The organism is Xenorhabdus griffiniae, assembly GCF_001028135.1.
GTDB classification, from domain to species: Bacteria; Pseudomonadota; Gammaproteobacteria; order Enterobacterales; family Enterobacteriaceae; genus Xenorhabdus; species Xenorhabdus bakwenae.
This window is the reverse complement of the sequence record NZ_LDNM01000207.1, coordinates 1-409: the sequence shown is the minus strand read 5'-3', so window position 1 is coordinate 409 and position 409 is coordinate 1. Positions and strand designations below refer to the sequence as shown.

At 46.7% G+C, this 409-nt stretch carries 1 protein-coding gene; it reads left to right on the top strand.

Annotated features, from left to right (window positions below; all coding sequences use genetic code 11):
* Nucleotides 1–12: 12 nt before the first annotated feature.
* The gene (locus AAY47_RS19720; protein WP_047772089.1) at nucleotides 13–264 is read left to right on the top strand and encodes a SymE family type I addiction module toxin; all 252 of its coding nucleotides are present in this window, start codon (nucleotides 13–15) and stop codon (nucleotides 262–264) included.
* The last annotated feature ends 145 nt before the right edge of the window (nucleotides 265–409 follow it).

Below are 409 nucleotides of genomic sequence, written 5' to 3'. Positions count from 1 at the left end.
CGTTATTACACCGTGGGATACGTGCCGCAAAATAACAAGGCCACGGCCCCGCCTGCAATCCACTTTAAAGGCCAGTGGCTTAAGGCGGCGGGGTTTGATAAGGGCTGTACCCTGACCGTGAAGATACTGGAGGGCTGTCTGGTGCTCATTCCTGACAGTGACGACACCCGCACCATCCGGCAACAGTACCGGCGCCAGCAAGCCCAGCTCAGTGAGATCAAGCTGCGGATGCGGGAGTTGATTGGGGATTATCAGGCTGGATAAAGCAGAGTAATTAATTGTCCGGCAAGTTAATTAGCCGGACAATTATAATTTAATTAAGCATTATTTATTGTATATAACAGATTTATATTCTGGTGGTATATGACTTAGATTATTCAATAAATCTTTTTCTTCATCACGCCACCAA